This is a genomic window from Cohnella sp. CFH 77786 (assembly GCF_019400745.1).
In the GTDB taxonomy this organism is placed as follows: Bacteria; Bacillota; Bacilli; order Paenibacillales; family Paenibacillaceae; genus Cohnella.
In genome coordinates this window covers 529060-546052 of the sequence record NZ_WJIB01000001.1, presented here as the reverse complement: position 1 = coordinate 546052, position 16993 = coordinate 529060, and the positions used below count along the sequence as shown (strand labels likewise).

Below are 16993 nucleotides of genomic sequence, written 5' to 3'. Positions count from 1 at the left end.
TCTTCCGCATTTTCGGAAATCTACTCTCATGATCCGCGGCCGCCGCGGGTACCCTATGTCCCATGAAAAAGCTGAGCCGGATTTTATTCGCCCTTCTTTTGCTTGCGCCGGGGTACCGCGGGTCTGCACGGGATCTCGCGGCGCGTCCGGTGCCGATTCTGCTGTACCATTCGGTCTCCGAGGACACAGGCAATCCCTTGAAACTCGGCCCTTCCCGGTTCGAAGAACAAATGGAGTACTTGCGGTCGAAGGGTTTCCATCCGCTGTTCTTTTCCGATTTGTCAGGTTGGGAGAAAGGCCGCCCGTTGCCCGCAAAGCCCGTGCTTATTACCTTGGATGACGGTTATGCGGACAATTACGCGGCGGCTTACCCGATTTTGCGCCGAACGGGCATGAAAACGACCGTATTCTCCATTACGGGCGAAATCGGAAAACCGGGGTATCTGACTTGGGGGCAATTGCGGGAAATGGAGGCGTCCGGAGTCGTGCGCGCCGAATCGCATACGGTCTCGCACCCGAATCTAACCCGGCTCGATGCCGGCGGCAAACGACGGGAGCTGATCGAATCGCGCCGCGAAATCGTCCGGCAGCTGGGTCATCGGCCGGTTGCGCTTGCGTACCCGTATGGCGCATACGATGCGGAAACCGAGGAAGCCGTCCGGCTTGCCGGATATCGGTTCGCGGTCACCGGAGAAACGGGCTGCGCGGATCCGTCCCAAGGCCGGTTCACGCTGCATCGGATTCTCGTGACAAGCGGCATGCCGATGGAAGAGTTCCGGGGATGGCTGCGGGATTGCGGCGGATGATGTTCATTCCGGACGCCTTTCGCATAATAATGGGTATAGGCGTATTGAGAAGGCGGTGGAAGCAGATGAACGACCGGCGGCATCCGGCTGGGAACTGGCGCGAATTCCAACAAAACCTCCTGAAGCAAATTCCTTATGTCGGAGGCGAGCTGCATCCGAGGAACATCGAAAAATTCGTCAGCAAGGCGATCCAAACGTTCATGCCGAAGTCGTCGCCGTTCGAATCGGGTTTCCGGCCCTTCGCTTCTTCGTCCCTCGACTGCGAAATCTTCGAAACCCATCGCTCCGTGTTCGTTCGCTGCCGGGTGCCGGACGGGCTGACGTCCCGGGATGTCCGGATCTGGGGAAATCGAAGCAGGCTGAAGATCGAGTGCCAAGGCCGCACCGAGGAAGTCGCGCTGCCTTCCGACGTGAATGCGGGCCGCGCGATCGCGGGCTGGAAGGACGGAGTTTTGGAAATCCGATTGCCCAGGATCGAGGGCGGCGAGCCATTCCGCGAAATCTTCATCCGCCAGGGGGGAAAGTAGGCGAAGGGCTGCGATACGGGAACGAAACAGGACCTCCCTTCCGGATAGCGTCGGCTATTCGGGCGGGCGGTCCTTTTGGTTGCGGGCGCGGATCCGGTATGACGGTCCGTCCGCGTTCGGGGGAGGCTGTGCCGGCTTGGCCGGGAATTGCGGTTTCGGATTTCCGACCGGAAGCAGCTCGTCCGGCGGCGCAACGCCCTGGTAGTTCACGCCGATGTTCAGTCTCCCCGTCAAGGTCTCGATCGAGAGCGTATCGAAATGGTTGCTGTACGCCAATTTCTCGATGACGACTTTATCGGCATGTTCGATCACGACCGGCGGCCTGGCGGTCCGTTCCTCGGCAAGCCGGGCGAGCTGGCGCTCGATGCCGTCAAGACGCCTGACGAGCTCCTCATGGACGGGGGATGGAGCCGGAGCTGGGGGCCGGGGCTGGGGCGGGAGCGGGACGCTCCTCCGCCCGAAGATTCGACGCAGCATAGACATGGATGGAACACCTCGCGGTTCAGTCGATCGAGATCGTTTTTTTCCAGGCCGCGGCCACCGGGATCCGCACGATCAGCGTGCCTTGATGGAACGAAGCCCGGATCTGGGATGCCTGTCCGTCGATTCGCGCCGGCAAGCCGATGGGCCGCTCGAAGCTCCCCGTGAACCGCTCCGCGGAAACCGGCGAGTAACCGGGAAAAAGCGGCTTGGCTTCTCCCTTGACGTACAACGTTTCGTCACCGACGGCCAGCTGGATGTCTTCCTTCTCCACGCCCGGCAAATCGATCAGCACGACGATTTCGCGGTCGGAGGCGAGCACGTCCGCCGCGGGAAAACGCCAGGACCCTCCGTTCGGAATACTCCCGCCTTCGGGAACGGCCGGACCGGCCGGCTGCTGCGGGCGGGGCTGCTCGAACATATCGGACCAAAAATCGTTGCCGGTTAAGTTTTTGGCGAGCTCCAGCCATTTGTTGATTTTGTCGGGATTCATGAGGCAACACCCCGTTGTCCATATCGACGCCGTATTCCATCCTATTTGTGTACAAGGCCGTTCATGCCTCGCGTCAATCGGTCATAACCGGATTGTACGGTCCATAAAATGGTAAATGGAGGCTAACGATCCGAACGTGGAGATGAGGCGGATTGACGGAGATCGGCCAAAGCGTACCGAAGAAAGAGTCGAACGATAAAGTGACGGGGGCCGCGCGTTACACGGCCGACCAATCGGACTCCCGTTTGCTGTATGCGCGGCTTGCGGTCAGTCCTTATGCCCATGCCCGCATCGCGGACATCGACACGTCCGCCGCGGCCGGCATGCCGGGCGTGAGGTCGGTTCTGACCGGCACATTGTCCAGCGTGCTGGTCGGAGAAGAAATCCGCGACCGCCCGATCATCGCGCGGGACAGAGTCCGGTATTACGGCGAAATCGTCGCGGTGGTCGTGGCGGATACCGAGGTCCAGGCGAAGCGTGCCGCGGATCGCGTTCGCGTGCGCTACGAGCCGCTTCCGGTCGTGCAGACACCGGCAGAAGCGCTCCGCCGGAACGCGCCGATCCTGCACGAAAGGCTGGGACAATACGAGAAAGGCGCAGGCGTCGTGTCCGTCCCGGGCACCAATATCGCCAGCGTCATCCGCGTTCGGAAGGGCGATGCCGAGTCCGCCTTGCGGGCGTGCGAGGTCGTGGCGGAGAACGCCGTGTCGTTCGCGCCTTCCGATCATGCGGCCATGGAAACCCGATGCGCGACGGCGGAGATCCTGCCGGACGGCCGGGTGGTGATCGAGTCCTCGACGCAGGCCCCGTTTACGGTCAAACGATACCTCGCGAAGTATTTTGGTTTGCCTTCCGGTCAGATCGTCGTCCGGACGCCGCTCGTCGGGGGAGCGTACGGCGGCAAAACGGCGGTTCAGCTGGAGCTGATCGCGTACTTGGCATCTCAGGCGGTCCAAGGCCGCAAAGTCATCCTAGTAAACACGCGGGAGGAAGATATGGCTTCCTCTCCCGTCCATATCGGACTGGAAGCGTCGGTGACGCTCGGGAGCGACCGGGAAGGGCGGATTCAAGCCGCCTATATCCGTTTGCATTTCGACGGAGGCGCGTACGACGACAAATCGAGCGACGTGGCGAGAGCTGCGGCCGCGGACTGCTCCGGCCCATACGGGATCGAACATGTTTGGTGCGATTGCCTCACCTTGTACACGAATCATCCCTTCGCGGCGGCATTCCGGGGCTACGGGCACGCCGAGCTGACATTCGCCGTCGAGCGCGCGATGGACGCCTTGGCAGATAAGCTGCGGATGGATCCGTGGGAGCTGCGACTCCGGAATGCCGCCATCCCGGGCGACACGGCGCCGACCCGGGATTTGCTCACCCCGAGCAACCTGGGCGATTTACGGACGTGTCTGCACCGGATGCGCGCGCTTTCCGGATGGGACGGAGGCACGGTCCGGCAGGTGGATGCTCACCGCGTTCGGGCCATGGGCATCAGCTGCTTCTGGAAAAACTCCTCGATCGATCCGGACGCCAGCTCTGGCGCCATCGTTACCTTCAACACGGACGGCAGCCTGAACTTGGAAACCGGCGTCGTGGAAATCGGCACGGGCACGAAAACCGTTCTCGCTCAAATGCTGGCGGAGAGAATGGGCATGAGCACGGACCGGATTCATGTCAAGCTCCTCATCGATACGCAAATCACGCCGGAGCATTGGAAAACGGTCGCCAGCCGCGGCACGTTCATGGCCGGGAGGGCGGTGCTGCGGGCGGCGGACGATGCGATCCGGCAGCTGCTGGACATTGCGGCGTGCGTGCTTCGCGCCCCGACGGACGAATTGGCGATCGGAGGCGAGAAGGTCTATGTGCGCGCCGATCCGAACGTTTACCTTCCGGTGAAGGACATTTGTTACGGGTATCGGTTTCCGAACGGCAACACGATCGGAGGGCAGATCATCGGGAGGGGGACTTACACGCAGCGCAGGATGAGCGTGATGAACCCGGAAACGGGCGAGGGCACGCCGGGACCCGAATGGAACGTCGGCGCGCAGGCGGTCGAAATCGAAATGGACACGAGGGATTGCACGTATCGGATCGTCAAGGCGGTTTCCGTTATCGACGCGGGCAAAGTGCTGAACCTGAAGGGGGCGCTCGGCCAAGTGATGGGCGCGATGTCCATGGGGCTCAGCTTCGCGAGCCGGGAAACGTTTCTGTTTAACGAGCTGGGCGCGATTTTGAATCCGTCGCTTCGGGACTATCCGTTGATCCGTTACGGGGAGAATCCCGAGTATGTCGTGGAATTCGTGGAGAATCCATGTCTGGATGCGCCTTTCGGAGCCCGGGCGCTGGGGGAGCATGGGTTGATCGGCATGCCGGCCGCTCTGGCGGACGCGCTGTCCCGGGCGGCCGGAACTCGGCTTAACCGGCTGCCGCTGTTCCCGGAAACCGTTTGGCGGGCGAGAATGGGGGAGCGGCCGTGATCGGATTCGATTTCGATTATTATGCGCCCGGGTCCGTAGGCGAGGCCGTTTCCCTCTATCGGCAATTGGACTCGCTGGGGAAGAAGCCTCTGTTTTTCTCGGGCGGAACGGAAGTCATCACGCTCGGCAGGTTAAACCTGGCTTACACCGAAGCGATGATCGACATCAAGCGCATACCGGAGTGCCGGGCGCTGGCGGCTAGCGGGAACACGTTGACGTTCGGCTCCGCGCTGACGCTGTCCGAGCTGCATGATGCCCGGGTGTTTCCGCTCTTGGGGGAGACGGGGGCGGGCGTCGCGGACCGAACGTCCCGAAACAAAATCACGCTCGGCGGGAACGTATGCAGCCGGTTCATCTACAAGGAGGCCGCGCTGCCGCTGCTCCTCGCCGACGGCGAGGCCGTGATCGCCGGTCCGGCGGGGATCCGCCGGGTTCCGATGAGCCAGGCGTTCAACCGTGCCCTGCAGCTTGCCGGAGGAGAGTTTCTGGTGCAAATGCGGACCGGTGCGGAATATGCGAGGATGCCATACGTGACCGTCAAGCGGCGCAAGGCATCCGCCATCGATTATCCGCTCGTCACGATCGCCGCGCTGAAGGCCCCTTCCGGCATTCGCGCGGCCTTCAGCGGGCTGTGCGCATTTCCATTCCGTTCGGCGGCCGTCGAGCAGCTGCTGAACCGGACCGATCTGCCGCCTGCGGAACGGGTCGACCGTGCCGCGGCGATGTGGCCGGCCCCCGTCCTTGACGACATCAAAGGTTCGGCGCCCTACCGCGAATTCGTGGCCAAACAAATCCTTCTGGAAACGCTGACGGCCTGGGACGGCCGTTAAACTTCCTGACTTCGCGTTCATATTCCGGAAATCGCCGGAGTAAGCTGTAAGACACGCATCCCTGCGGAAGGAGGGCTGAACCGCATGTTCGTACCCGCGGAAGTGCGGATCGGAAGCATAAAGATCAACAATGTCGGCCACCAGAGCGGCGTTTCCTTCGGGACGACCGTGAAAACCAACCGGAACGTCAACGCCAAGAAGAACCAAGGTTTCGGGCAGCAATTTGCCGACGGCGTCCTGCGTTGCGCCACGGTTCACATGGTATTGGACGACGACCTCGCTGATGCGGTCAGAGCGAAAATCAACCGGGTGTAGCAGCCGCCCGAAGGGGAGATGAACATGCCGAACCCGCCATGCTTCATCATCAATATCCAAACGATTAAAGTGAATTCGTTCGAAAATGCTTCCGCCATCAACGTAGGCCAAAATCTGCTCGCCGAGTGGCACAACTCCGACAAGAAGAACATGGGGCTTGGCCAGAATATGGGAGACGGCAGCGCGTTTTTCGGAACGAAGAGCCTTGTCGACGACCGGGATCAGATCGATTCCGCTTCTTCGTTCGAATCGGATCGGGTCGCCTTGCCTTGAGGTAGGAGGGGGAACGTGAATTTCGCGCCGGTTGCGGTTACGGTGCTCGGCCTCAAAATCAACACGATGGATCATTCGTCGGTCGTGAACCTGGGGCCGAGTCAGCATGCGGATCAGTACGTGTCGTACAAGCGGAACCAAGGCAGCGGGGAGCATAACGGGGACCTGTCTCCGAATTATTTGCCGTTCTCCCGGGTTTGGGACATGGATGGGATCGACAGTTCCTCCGTCAAGAACAGTTTCTTTTAATCGATCCCGCACGGGAAGGGAGAGGAAGTCATGGTTTTCTTTACGCCGACGGCGATCAACTTGCTCGGATTCAAGGTCAATTCGATCGACAACTCGTCCGTCGTGAATGCCGGGCCGCTGCAGGTGATCGATCAATTCGTGTCCTACAAGCGCAACCAGGGCTTCGGCGAGCTGAACGGAGATTTGTCGCCGGCCAATCTCCCGTTGTCGATTTCGCTGGATCCGGATTTGGTCGACAGCAACGCGGCCAAGAACAGTTTGGTGTGATGCCGGATGGAGCTCGAACTCGAAGTGAACGGAGAACGCCGGACCGTCCATGTCCGGCCGGCGGACTTGCTCCTGGATACGCTAAGGGACCGTTTGGGCCTAACCGGAGCCAAACCCGGCTGCCGGAACGGCGATTGCGGAACGTGCACGGTGATCGTGGACGGCATGCCGATGAAATCCTGCCTGATGCTGGCGATCGAAGCGGCGGGCCGCGCGGTCGTCACGATCGAAGGCTTGAAGGATTCGCCCGTCCAGCGCGCCTTCGTGGAGCGTTTCGCCTTCCAGTGCGGCTACTGCACGCCGGGCTTCATCATGAACATCCACGCGCTGGCGCAGCACCATCCGGATGCCGACGAAACGACCGTTCGGGATTGGCTGCAGTCCAACATCTGCCGCTGCACGGGCTATGCGGAAATTCGGGAAGCGGTGGCTTCCGTCATGAACGGAAAACGGGACTAAGCGGGATTTCCAGCCGCTTCGTCCCTTTTTTTCTGCGGCTGACCCATTTCGCACAAAACGACTAGGGCCAAAATGCAGTTATTATTTGTTATTTGCAATAGAATTCGATGAATAAAAGCCCTAATGCAATTAGCAGAGCCCGTTTCGTCGGAAAAATGAAGTTTTGGCTTAGAATAAATGCATTTCAGCGCTTAGTGCCCCTAACAAAGTTCGGAATGAGAAGACGAATTGTATGAAAGCTCTTAGCGGGAACTCTTGCTTCAGGAGGACGACGAGGTCGTTTATTTTGCTTTCGGCCTGTCGCGGACTCTATAAAACTTTCGACCTTTGTTCTAACCGATTTGCTATTCTCATATGATTCAATACCTGTACGCACAGAGAGCCGTCCCCCCCCCCCCCCCGGTGGGACCGGACAGGAGGAGGAGACATGAATCGTACCCCGTTCCGGATCTCCTGGCAGCATGCCCAGCTTCGTTTCCGGAAAGTTCTCTCTACCGGCCGCGCCTATTTCGTCCTCAGCCTATGCTCCATGGCGGTATTCGTCATGCTCGGATTGGCCGGGATGCTGCAGAAATCGTTTGCCGTCTCGCCCGTCCAATCGATGAAGGGCTTCGCGGCTTCCGTGTCCGGGCGTTTCTTCGAATCGCTTCTCGGCATGGAGCTGCCCCATATGACCGGGGACCCGGGGACGTCCCCCTTTCAGACCGGCAAGCTGGCGGCGTTTCTGGTGCGGTTTCTGACCGACTTGAACCCGAACGATCCCAAGAGCCTGCTCGCGCGCGAAATGCCGGGCATGAACCCGGACCGGTCCGTTCTTCTTCGTCCTGGATCGGGCGGCGGGGACGAAGCCCCGGAAGACCTCGGTCCGATTGAGGAGGAACACGGCGGAGGACAAGCCGCTCCGTCTTCCGGCGATCCCGGGCGGGATCCGGAGCCGGAGTCCGAGCCTGCGCCTTCGGAGCCTTCGGCGTCGTCGCCCCGCACTCCGTCATCGGTTCAGCACGATACGGGCAGCGACAAGGTGGTGTTCATCTACCACAGCCACAACCGGGAATCCTGGCTGCCGGAGCTGAAGCCGGGCACGAAGGATCCGAACGACGACAAAATCAACGTCACGCTCGTCGGCCAGCGGCTGGCCCGGCAGCTCGAAGCAAGGGGCGTAGGCGCCTCCCAGTCTTCGAAGGACTATGCGTCCTCCGTCAAGGCTTACAACTGGAATTTGTCCTACAAATATTCGCTGCAAACCGTCCGCCAGGCGCTGGCCGGCAACAAGAACCTCAAATATTTCTTCGACATTCACCGGGATTCCCAGCGCCGCGGCAAAACGACGGCGACGATCCGCGGGGTCGATTACGCCCAGGTTTATTTCATCATCGGGCACCGTAACCCGAACTGGAAAGAAAACGAGCAATTCGCCAGCCGGATCCACGAGAGGCTGGAGAAGAACTATCCCGGCCTGTCGCGCGGCATCTGGGGGAAAACCGCGGCGAACGGGAACGGGGAATACAACCAGTCGATTTCCCCGGACAGCGTGCTGATCGAGATCGGCGGGATCGAGAATACGCTGGAGGAATGCTACCGGACCGCCGACGTGCTGGCGGAAGCGATCGCGGATCTGTATTGGGAGAGCCAGGATGCCGAGAAGGTGGACGGCAAAGCCGCCGCCGGCGGAACCGGCAAAAGTTGACGATACACGATCAAGGGGGAAGGAAAATGGCGAAGGATTCGCTGAAATTGCTTCTGCTGGCCGGGATCGTGGGGTTTGCCGTTCTGTACGGCATGGAGCTGTCCTCGAGCGGCATGAAGCGGGTGTACGGGCCGATGGACCCGCCGGAGGCGACCGTGCAGAGCACGGACCAACCGGACGCGGAGGGGGACGTTTGGACGCTGCCGCCCCGCAATTCCGGCCGCGGCCACTCCTCGCAAAATCATACCGTACAAGATGGGGTGAGGGAGGACGCGGACCTCGCCATCCCCCGCAACGACAGCAAGCCGTTGGTCGACCGCGTGTCGGCAGCGACGGCCGAAGCGCTGCACAGCCTCTCGAGCGGCGGCATCAAGTTCGTCGTTTCTCTATTCGACAAAGTGACAGGCTCCTAGAGGAGCCCGTCACTTCCGTGCGCTTGGCAATGCGTCCCTTGTCCTTTCGGGGATCATTTCTGGAACCTAAGGGGAACAAGCCCTTGAAATTGCGCTTGGTCCTGCTTCGATTGCGGCAAGCTAGCTGCGGACGGAAATCGACGAGACCCCGATGCTGGACAGCAAGCGCTTCTTCTCATTTTCATCGACCCCGTCGATCGTGACGGCGCCGCGGAATGCGAGGTGCCCGTCCGCCGGATCGACGGCGGCGACCTCCGGCGTGCCGGACGCGGTGAGCGCCAGATAAAGCCTGTCAGGTCCAATGGCCGTTTGGCCGATCGATTCCGCTCCGAGTACGCGCGCCGTTAGCTTCTTCTCGAACGCGAGCGCTGCGTCGGAAGCGCGGTAGCCCTTGAGATCAAGCGCTTGGCCGTCGCTTCGGGTCCAGAGGACGACGGGCCCGGTGCGAAATAGATTCTGGCTTGCGTCCGGCAAGGAGAGGGGCAGCGAAGTCTGCTTGACTTCTCCCGTTCCGTAATGGTAAATCACCAACCGATGCTCCGCCATGACCGGTTGTCGGACCGCCGTTGCGTTTTGGTTTGCGATGCCGCCCGAGGTTCCGTCTTTGCTTTCCAAATCCGAAACGTCCATGACGGATACCTCAAGCGCCAGACTGTCGCTCGGCTTCGTCCAGTGGTATTCGAAGACCCTGAAGATCCGGATTTCCCGTCCATCCCCCGCCGAGGTTCCGAAGTCGACTTTGGCGCTGCCCGTGATTTTTTCTTCATTCAGATCGATATCGTAGATCCGGATCTCGGATTCGCGGCGCCGGCCGTCCATCCCGATGACTTCGTATTGAACAGCCGCTTTGATTGTGGTTCCGAATCGCTGCAAGTCGATGATACTTTTGCTGTCGAATTTCGATTCCGGGAGATCCGCCCGGAAGGAGCGGCTTTTGCCGGTCTTTTTGTCGAGCATATCGATCCGAAACCGATAGCTCGGTTTCAAGAGATCGACTCCGTATTCCGGCTCAAGTTCGGCCCGGATGACCCAGGCTTCGTCATCCAGGTATTCCGCGAAAGCGCGTCCTCGCATGAATCTCGGATATTGGAGGGTCAGCCGGCCGATGGGCTGAACGCTCCCCATCCATCCCTCCAGATCTCCAACGCGATCCAGGAACGGGCGCTCGCTTTCGTACCGCGTTCCCGAGGCTGTGATTTCCGCCTGTTCGCCCAATGCATCGTGATTGTAATACGCGGACAGAACGAGGCCTTCCGCTTCGGCTTCGTTGCCTTCCAGAGCGGCTAACCGGAACTGGGGCAAATGGGAGGAGGCAGCCTGTATATAGTAGATTCCAATAGAGAGAATGATGAATGCTGCAAGAAGGCCCGATGCCCAATATCGTTTTCGTTTCAAGGAAGCTCCTCCTTACACCGTAATTTTGCGAATGAGCAAGTATCGGCTGATCCCCAGGGACAGCGCGAGCAACACCGCGCCGATGACGACCAGCAGCAGGAACGTCTCCCACGGGTACAGTTCGAAGCCGATGCCGTCGTTGACCAACTGGGGGGCAAGCATCGCGAAAAGCGAGGCCGCGGCGTAGACCAAGCCTCCGGCAATTCCCTTGAACCGGTAGCTCCTCTCGATCAGGACGGAGGTGAACAGGACGGTGACCGTCATGAGACCCGCACCGTAATAGAGAACGAACTCCGTGAAGGTTTGCGGAATGAGTGTTTGGAAGACGGAATGATGATGGATGAACGATTCCACGGATTGCGTCACGGCCAGCTCCGCGGGCAGCATGCTCCGGTACAGCGCCATGTGCAGCGGAAAGAGGACCAATTGCCAGCCCACCAAGCCGAGAACGAACACCATGATGGCCGTCAGCTTTGCCCAGTACAGGTTCATCCGTGACGTCGGCAGCATGAGCATCCGGTAAACGAACGGGTTTTTGCCGAACCAATCGCGGTACCAGATCATAAACACATAGAACAGCAGGGCGGCGATGCAGAGGAGTACGGGAGCCGTGAACCATGGTTCCATCCTGCTCGTCATGGTGTAGAAGCTTTCCGGGCCGTGTTTCTCCGCATAAGCCGCATAATCGTATAAGGACTCCGCGTACATCCGGCCTTTGACTTCGGTCAGGTAGCTTCTCAGAGTCAGGAACAATCCCCCGAATTGCGAGAGGAACGTGAGGAGCATGAGCGCGGCGTAAATTTTCCAAAATCGGTGCAGCTCCATGACGACCAGCTTCAAGTAACGGTTCATGCCCGGTACACCTCCCTCATGACGTCGATCACGGATTTGCCTTCCGCCATCCTCATTTCCTCGCACATGAATTCCCGCCGCACTTCGCCCTGGTCCAGCAGCACCGCTTTGTCGATCAGATGCTCGATCTCTCCGATCTCGTGCGTGGTCAGAATGACGCCGCGGCCCTCGATCAAATCGCTCGTGAAAACGGACGCGATCTGCTCCCGGCTGAACAGGTCGATGCCCGAGAAAGGTTCGTCCATCAACACGTAGTCGGTGTCCAGCGACAAGCCGTGCAGCAGGTTCAGCTTGGCCGCGTTGCCTTTGGACAATGAGGAGATCCGGTCGGATACGTTCAAACGAAAGAAGACGAGCAGGTCCGAAGCGCGTTTGGCATTCCAGTTGGAATAATAATCGCCCATGAATTGGAGACTGTCCGCCACGGTCATGGAAGGCGGCATGGGGAGCGTGTCCGGCACGAACGCGACTTTCTCGTAGACGGCTTTGCCGATCGGCGCCCCGTCGATCCGGATCTGGCCACCGCTTAAGGGGGTCAGGCCCATGATGGCTTTGAGCAGCGTCGACTTCCCGGCCCCGTTGATGCCGATCAGGCAGGTGATCTGTCCTTTCTCGGCTGTCATGGAGAGGTTTCGCAGCACGGTTTTCCTCCCGAATTTCTTCGTGGCCCTTACCGCTTCGATCATGGCTGCCCCTCCTTATCTCCCGACATTACGGCTTCGTAAGCCCGTTTGACGATCCGGAGCAAATCCTCCGACGGCAACCCGATTCCGCGGACGGAAGCGACGAACGCGGCTACCGATTCCGCGACGAGCTCGTCCTTGACGGCGCCGAGAACGCGCTCGTCTGACGTCACTTTGCTGGGGGCGTTTCCTTCGGTCACGATCAAACCTTGGTCCTCCATTTCCTTATATGCTTTCTGGGCGGTGTTGGGATTGATGTTCATACGCGCGGCCAACTCCCGGCGGGAGGGGATCGTTTGCCCGGCCTTGAGCTTGCCCGTCGCGATGTCCACCTTGAAATGCCGGACGACCTGCAAATAAACCGGGTCCCGGTTGTTAAAGGCTGGGACGGACGTTGACGATTCGCCAGAATCGTTCATGCGTAGTGATTCACCTCCGGTGAGTGTGTGTACTAAGTGGTTCATACACAATGGTTGTATTATGCGCATAGTACATGGATCTTGTCAACGGTTTCTTGACGTCTTCATCGCGGGTCTGCATCTTGCGAATCGAATCTTGACGCCCCGGGCTCCGCTCGCATATGATAAAAGCAATCCATTCGACAGGGGAAATTTTGATGTTGGTATTGGTTCTGATCTGATCAACTCCATACGGCTTCTTACACGGGTAGACAGGGCAGCCGCGCAGGATGCGCCGGTTCTGTTCGTCGTACCTCCGGGAAGCGTGGGAATGGCCAGAACAGAACCGGAAGACCGACCTGACGAACGTAAGCGTTCGATAAGGAAGATCGGCCGTGCTCATTCGGGCACGGCTTTTTTGCGTCAACATCACCCGATATCGATGGAGGAATCCCCTTTGAGAACCCATTCGTTGAATAAATTGGAATACCGCCGCGTCGTGGACACCGTCGTCGGTTATACCGCTACGTATGCCGGGCGCAAGCTTGCGGAAGAGCTTCGCCCGCTGACGGATTTGCGCGTGATCGAACGGAGATTGCAGGAAACGGAAGAAGCGCGCCTGCTGATGAGCAAAGGCGGCCATCCGCCGCTGCCTTCGCTGGAAGGGATGGAGAGCGTGATGGCGCTGCTCGGCACCGGGTACGTGCTGTCGGAGACGGATTTCGGCTGTCTCGCCCAATTCGCGCGGAGCTGCGGGCAGCTGCGGCAGTACATGGCTTCCAAGGGCGCGGAGGCGCCCGCCGTCGCGGGTTACGCCGCTTCGATGTACGACCTGTCCCGGCTGAAGGAAGCGATCGAGTTGTGCATCGACAGGGGCAGGATTCTCGATTCCGCCAGCAACGAGCTGCACAAGATCCGGAAGAAGATTCGGGTCGCGGACGAACGTCTGCAGAAGAAGCTGGACGGGCTGCTTTCCCGGCACGCGGACATCCTGCAGGAGCGGCTGGTCAGCCAGCGGAACGGGCGTTACGTGCTGCCGGTGAAGAAGGAACTGCGCAAACGGATTTCCGGCGTCGTGCTGGATGAATCGTCGAGCGGCCAGACCGTCTTCGTCGAGCCGTCCGAGGTGGCCGGCCTGCAGATGGAGCTGTCGATGCTGCGAACGGAGGAAACCCGGGAAGAAACGCAGGTGCTGGCGGAGCTCACCGGGGTCGCGGAATCTTACGCCCATGAGCTTGCGGTCAACGTGGAGGCGGCAGGACACTACGATTTCCTGCTGGCCAAGGCCAGGTGGGCGATGGCGATCGGCGCTGCGGCGGTGCCGATGAACGGGGAGGGCGTCATCCGGCTCCGGCAGGCACGGCATCCGTTCCTCGCCGGCAAGCCGGTGCCGCTGGACATCGAAGTCGGCGGCGAGTACCGTTCGCTTCTCATTACGGGACCGAATACGGGAGGCAAGACCGTTTCCCTGAAAACGGTAGGCCTGCTGACGCTGATGGCGCAGTCCGGCCTGCTCGTTCCGGCCGGCGAGGGCAGTACCCTGGCGGCGTTCCGGGCGGTCGAAGCGGATATCGGGGACGACCAGAGCATGGACGCTTCTCTCAGCACGTTCTCCGCCCATATGCGCAACGTCATTGATATTCTAAGCGTGGCGGACGCGGGCACGCTCGTGCTGATGGACGAACTCGCGACCGGAACCGACCCGGGAGAAGGCGTCGGCTTGTCCATCGCCGTGCTGGAGGAGTTGTTCCGGCGCGGATCCGTCGTGCTCGCTACGACGCATTTCAATGAGATCAAGGAGTACGCCCGGGTGACGCCCGGATTCCGCAACGCGCGCATGGCATTCGACGAGGAGACGCTGCAGCCGCTGTACCGGCTGGACATGGGAGAAGCGGGAAACAGTTACGCCTTCGTGATCGCGGCCAAGCTCGGCATCTCGCCCGCCATCGTCGAGCGCGCGCGCGTCATTGCCGGCAGCCTGAAGCAAGGCGGCGCGTCTGCGCCGGCCGCGCAGATTCCGGCCGCTAAGCCGGAAGTTCCGAAGCCGGAAGCGAAGCGGTTCGAGGGCAGGCGGGAGAAGGCGGCGCCGGAAGCCGCGGAGCAGCCGCCGTTCGAGGTCGGCGATGTCGTGTTCATCCCCCATCTGCGCCGGACCGGCGTCCTGTACCGGCTCCCGGACGAGCGGGGCAACGCGGTCGTGCAAATCCAGAAGGAGAAGATCACGATCAACCATAAACGGATCCGCCGTTATATCGAGCGGGAGAAGCTGTATCCCGGCGAGGATTACGACATGGACATCGTGTTCGATACCGTGGAAAACCGCAAGAAGCGGAAGCAGATGGGCAAGCGGCATGTGCCCGGGATGACGATCGAGCAGCCGCCGGAGGACTGACGAAGGCCGGATTGCCGCTCCAGCGGTCCCTTGCTATAATGAAGTGATGCGCTCATCCGCAAGTGACCGCTTGGAGGTACTCGAAAACGATGGCAGAAGATCAAGTGAAACAGAGCCATATTCGCAATTTTTGCATTATCGCGCATATCGACCACGGCAAATCGACGCTGGCCGACCGCATTTTGGAATATACCGGCGCCTTGACGTCCCGCGAAATGCAGGACCAGGTGCTCGACTCCATGGACCTGGAGCGGGAGCGCGGAATCACGATCAAGCTGCAGGCCGTCCGGCTGCAATACAAGGCCGACGACGGGGAGACGTATACGCTGCACCTGATCGACACGCCGGGCCACGTCGACTTCACGTACGAAGTCTCCCGGAGCCTGGCCGCCTGCGAAGGCGCGCTGCTCGTCGTCGACGCCGCCCAGGGCATCGAAGCCCAGACGCTGGCGAACGTGTATCTCGCTCTGGACAACAACCTGGAAATTTTGCCGGTCATCAATAAGATCGACTTGCCGAGCGCCGAGCCCGAGCGCGTGAAGCAGGAAGTGGAGGACGTGATCGGCCTCGACGCCAGCGACGCCGTCTTGGCTTCCGCGAAAAACGGAATCGGCATTAAGGAAATACTGGAGCAGGCCGTCAAGAAAATCCCGGCTCCGCAAGGCGACCGGAACGCGCCGCTCAAGGCGCTCATTTTCGATTCGTACTACGATGCCTACAAAGGCGTCATCTGCTTCATCCGCGTCATCGACGGAACGATCAAGCAAGGCACGCGCATCAAGTTCATGGGTACCGGCGCGGCCTTCGACGTCGTCGAAGTCGGGACGTTCCGTCCCCGCGCGACGCCCGTGGACGAGCTCGGGCCGGGCGACGTCGGCTACGTCACCGCCTCGATCAAGAACGTGAAGGACACGCGGGTCGGCGACACGATCACCGACGCCAAGAACCCGACCACGGAGCCGCTTCCGGGTTACCGCCGGATCAATCCGATGGTGTTCTGCGGCTTGTATCCGATCGATTCGACGGACTACAACGACCTGCGCGACGCGCTGGAGAAGCTGGAGCTGAACGACGCTTCCCTGCGGTTCGAGCCGGAGACGTCGCAGGCGCTCGGCTTCGGTTTCCGCTGCGGCTTCCTCGGCATGCTCCATATGGAGATCATCCAGGAGCGGATCGAGCGGGAATTCAACATCCCCCTGATCACGACCGCGCCCAGCGTAATATACAAGGTCACGCTGACGAGCGGCGAGACGCTGGACATTTCGAATCCGTCCGAATACCCCGAGCAAGGCAAAATCGACCAAGTCGAGGAGCCCTACGTCAAAGCGTCGGTTATCGTGCCCAACGATTACGTCGGGGCGATCATGGAGCTGTGCCAGGGCAAACGCGGCGAGTTCATCGACATGCAGTACCTGGACGCCAACCGCGTCACGCTGAAATACGACATTCCGCTGGCGGAAATCGTGTACGACTTTTTCGACCAGCTCAAATCGAGCACCAAAGGGTACGCTTCCTTCGATTACGAGCTGTCCGGCTACCGGGCTTCGAATCTGGTGAAAATGGACATCCTGCTCAACGGCGAGAAGGTGGACGCGCTGTCGTTCATCGTGCACCGGGACCGGGCTTACCAGCGGGGGAGGGTCATTTGCGAGAAGCTGAAGGACCTGATTCCGCGCCAAATGTTCGAGGTGCCGATCCAGGCCGCCATCGGGCAGAAAATCATCAGCCGCGAAACGATCAAGGCGATGCGCAAAAACGTGCTGGCCAAGTGCTACGGCGGCGATATCACCCGGAAACGGAAGCTGCTCGAGAAGCAAAAGGAAGGCAAGAAGCGGATGAAGCAGGTCGGCAGCGTGGAAGTGCCGCAGGAAGCGTTCATGGCCGTGCTGAAGCTGGACGAGGACTGATTCGCGGAGAAATAACGGCGCGAGAACTAGAACGGCAATGGGCCGAAATAACGGAACTCCGTTCCGCTATTCCGCGCAAACCCGGCCAAC

The 16993-nt window shown here is 60.3% G+C and carries 19 protein-coding genes; 13 read left to right on the top strand and 6 right to left on the bottom strand.

Annotation, left to right across the window (positions count from 1 at the left end):
* The first annotated feature begins 62 nt into the window (after window positions 1-62).
* A complete protein-coding gene (locus tag GE107_RS02575) occupies window positions 63-806 on the top strand; it encodes a polysaccharide deacetylase family protein (RefSeq protein ID WP_219637890.1) in 744 nt (247 codons plus the stop codon).
* Window positions 807-871: 65 nt separating this feature from the next.
* Complete coding sequence (locus GE107_RS02570) at window positions 872-1333, top strand: Hsp20/alpha crystallin family protein (protein WP_219637889.1); 462 nt, start codon at window positions 872-874, stop codon at window positions 1331-1333.
* Between the two features lie 54 nt (window positions 1334-1387).
* On the opposite strand, the gene GE107_RS02565 is transcribed toward GE107_RS02570, so the two are convergent.
* Entirely contained in the window at window positions 1388-1816 is a 429-nt protein-coding gene (locus GE107_RS02565) for a spore germination protein GerPC (RefSeq protein ID WP_219637888.1), read from the bottom strand.
* A gap of 19 nt (window positions 1817-1835) precedes the next feature.
* On the bottom strand, window positions 1836-2306 hold the full coding sequence (locus GE107_RS02560) for an Hsp20/alpha crystallin family protein (RefSeq protein ID WP_219637887.1): 471 nt from the start codon (window positions 2304-2306) through the stop codon (window positions 1836-1838).
* A 152-nt stretch (window positions 2307-2458) separates the two neighbouring features.
* On the opposite strand from GE107_RS02560, the gene GE107_RS02555 reads away from it, so the two are divergent.
* The 9 genes from GE107_RS02555 (at window position 2459) to GE107_RS02515 (ending at window position 9276) form a co-directional block, all read left to right on the top strand.
* The gene (locus GE107_RS02555; RefSeq protein ID WP_219637886.1) at window positions 2459-4783 is read left to right on the top strand and encodes a xanthine dehydrogenase family protein molybdopterin-binding subunit; all 2325 of its coding nucleotides are present in this window, start codon (window positions 2459-2461) and stop codon (window positions 4781-4783) included.
* Window positions 4780-5613, top strand: coding sequence for an FAD binding domain-containing protein (locus tag GE107_RS02550; RefSeq protein WP_219637885.1), 834 nt, complete (start codon window positions 4780-4782; stop codon window positions 5611-5613). The genes GE107_RS02555 and GE107_RS02550 overlap by 4 nt, the downstream gene beginning before the upstream one ends.
* Before the next feature lie 84 nt (window positions 5614-5697).
* A complete protein-coding gene (locus GE107_RS02545; RefSeq protein ID WP_219637884.1) occupies window positions 5698-5928 on the top strand; it encodes a hypothetical protein in 231 nt (76 codons plus the stop codon).
* A gap of 24 nt (window positions 5929-5952) precedes the next feature.
* Complete coding sequence (locus tag GE107_RS02540) at window positions 5953-6201, top strand: hypothetical protein (RefSeq protein ID WP_219637883.1); 249 nt, start codon at window positions 5953-5955, stop codon at window positions 6199-6201.
* A gap of 15 nt (window positions 6202-6216) precedes the next feature.
* Complete coding sequence (locus GE107_RS02535) at window positions 6217-6450, top strand: spore germination protein (RefSeq protein WP_219637882.1); 234 nt, start codon at window positions 6217-6219, stop codon at window positions 6448-6450.
* A 30-nt stretch (window positions 6451-6480) separates the two neighbouring features.
* Entirely contained in the window at window positions 6481-6717 is a 237-nt protein-coding gene (locus GE107_RS02530; RefSeq protein WP_219637881.1) for a hypothetical protein, read from the top strand.
* A gap of 6 nt (window positions 6718-6723) precedes the next feature.
* Window positions 6724-7176 carry a (2Fe-2S)-binding protein gene (locus GE107_RS02525; RefSeq protein ID WP_219637880.1) on the top strand — a complete coding sequence of 151 codons (453 nt, stop codon included), beginning with the start codon at window positions 6724-6726 and terminating at the stop codon, window positions 7174-7176.
* A gap of 427 nt (window positions 7177-7603) precedes the next feature.
* Window positions 7604-8863, top strand: a complete 1260-nt coding sequence (locus GE107_RS02520; RefSeq protein ID WP_219637879.1) for a stage II sporulation protein P — start codon at window positions 7604-7606, stop codon at window positions 8861-8863.
* Window positions 8864-8889: 26 nt separating this feature from the next.
* Window positions 8890-9276, top strand: coding sequence for a YqxA family protein (locus GE107_RS02515; RefSeq protein WP_219637878.1), 387 nt, complete (start codon window positions 8890-8892; stop codon window positions 9274-9276).
* 120 nt (window positions 9277-9396) lie between these two features.
* Here GE107_RS02515 and GE107_RS02510 read toward each other — a convergent pair whose 3' ends face one another.
* Genes GE107_RS02510 through GE107_RS02495 form a run of 4 tightly spaced genes read right to left on the bottom strand, consistent with a single transcriptional unit; the run spans window position 9397 to window position 12625 of the window.
* Window positions 9397-10671 carry a hypothetical protein gene (locus tag GE107_RS02510; protein ID WP_219637877.1) on the bottom strand — a complete coding sequence of 425 codons (1275 nt, stop codon included), beginning with the start codon at window positions 10669-10671 and terminating at the stop codon, window positions 9397-9399.
* 12 nt (window positions 10672-10683) lie between these two features.
* On the bottom strand, window positions 10684-11523 hold the full coding sequence (locus GE107_RS02505; protein ID WP_219637876.1) for a hypothetical protein: 840 nt from the start codon (window positions 11521-11523) through the stop codon (window positions 10684-10686).
* Entirely contained in the window at window positions 11520-12209 is a 690-nt protein-coding gene (locus tag GE107_RS02500) for an ABC transporter ATP-binding protein (RefSeq protein WP_219637875.1), read from the bottom strand. Before GE107_RS02500 ends, GE107_RS02505 begins: the two co-directional genes overlap by 4 nt.
* Window positions 12206-12625, bottom strand: a complete 420-nt coding sequence (locus GE107_RS02495; protein ID WP_219637874.1) for a GntR family transcriptional regulator — start codon at window positions 12623-12625, stop codon at window positions 12206-12208. Before GE107_RS02495 ends, GE107_RS02500 begins: the two co-directional genes overlap by 4 nt.
* A gap of 436 nt (window positions 12626-13061) precedes the next feature.
* Here GE107_RS02495 and GE107_RS02490 point away from each other — a divergent pair, with 436 nt between their 5' ends.
* Complete coding sequence (locus tag GE107_RS02490) at window positions 13062-14996, top strand: endonuclease MutS2 (RefSeq protein WP_219637873.1); 1935 nt, start codon at window positions 13062-13064, stop codon at window positions 14994-14996.
* Between the two features lie 89 nt (window positions 14997-15085).
* Entirely contained in the window at window positions 15086-16903 is a 1818-nt protein-coding gene (lepA, locus tag GE107_RS02485; RefSeq protein WP_219637872.1) for a translation elongation factor 4, read from the top strand.
* Window positions 16904-16993: the final 90 nt, after the last annotated feature.

Bases quoted from the DNA above. Each gene is read 5' to 3' on its own strand.
- GE107_RS02575 (WP_219637890.1), top strand. From the start codon at position 63: ATGAAAAAGCTGAGCCGGATTTTATTCGCCCTTCTTTTGCTTGCGCCG.
- GE107_RS02570 (WP_219637889.1), top strand. From the start codon at position 872: ATGAACGACCGGCGGCATCCGGCTGGGAACTGGCGCGAATTCCAACAA.
- GE107_RS02565 (WP_219637888.1), bottom strand. From the start codon at position 1,816: ATGTCTATGCTGCGTCGAATCTTCGGGCGGAGGAGCGTCCCGCTCCCG.
- GE107_RS02560 (WP_219637887.1), bottom strand. From the start codon at position 2,306: ATGAATCCCGACAAAATCAACAAATGGCTGGAGCTCGCCAAAAACTTA.
- GE107_RS02545 (WP_219637884.1), top strand. From the start codon at position 5,698: ATGTTCGTACCCGCGGAAGTGCGGATCGGAAGCATAAAGATCAACAAT.
- GE107_RS02540 (WP_219637883.1), top strand. From the start codon at position 5,953: ATGCCGAACCCGCCATGCTTCATCATCAATATCCAAACGATTAAAGTG.
- GE107_RS02530 (WP_219637881.1), top strand. From the start codon at position 6,481: ATGGTTTTCTTTACGCCGACGGCGATCAACTTGCTCGGATTCAAGGTC.
- GE107_RS02525 (WP_219637880.1), top strand. From the start codon at position 6,724: ATGGAGCTCGAACTCGAAGTGAACGGAGAACGCCGGACCGTCCATGTC.
- GE107_RS02520 (WP_219637879.1), top strand. From the start codon at position 7,604: ATGAATCGTACCCCGTTCCGGATCTCCTGGCAGCATGCCCAGCTTCGT.
- GE107_RS02515 (WP_219637878.1), top strand. From the start codon at position 8,890: ATGGCGAAGGATTCGCTGAAATTGCTTCTGCTGGCCGGGATCGTGGGG.
- GE107_RS02505 (WP_219637876.1), bottom strand. From the start codon at position 11,523: ATGAACCGTTACTTGAAGCTGGTCGTCATGGAGCTGCACCGATTTTGG.
- GE107_RS02500 (WP_219637875.1), bottom strand. From the start codon at position 12,209: ATGATCGAAGCGGTAAGGGCCACGAAGAAATTCGGGAGGAAAACCGTG.
- GE107_RS02495 (WP_219637874.1), bottom strand. From the start codon at position 12,625: ATGAACGATTCTGGCGAATCGTCAACGTCCGTCCCAGCCTTTAACAAC.
- lepA (WP_219637872.1), top strand. From the start codon at position 15,086: ATGGCAGAAGATCAAGTGAAACAGAGCCATATTCGCAATTTTTGCATT.